This window comes from Neobacillus cucumis (genome assembly GCF_023715505.1).
The window spans coordinates 1-206 of sequence record NZ_JAMBOH010000197.1; the positions used below are offsets into that span (position 1 = coordinate 1).

Below are 206 nucleotides of genomic sequence, written 5' to 3' on the forward strand. Positions count from 1 at the left end.
GGTTGATATTCCTGTACCACCTCTTTATCGTTTGAGTGATGGGGGGACGCAGGAGGATAGGGTAAGCGCACTGCTGGTTATGTGCGTCTAAGCAGTTAGGCTGAGAAGCAGGAAAATCCGCTTCTCGTACAGGCTGAGCTGTGACAGCGAGGGAAATATAGTACCGAAGTTCCTGATTCCACACTGCCAAGAAAAGCCTCTAGCGA

General features: G+C 50.5%; 1 rRNA gene. It reads left to right on the top strand.

The window, feature by feature from the left end:
- A 23S ribosomal RNA gene (locus tag M3226_RS32085) occupies positions 1-206 on the top strand; the annotation flags it as partial.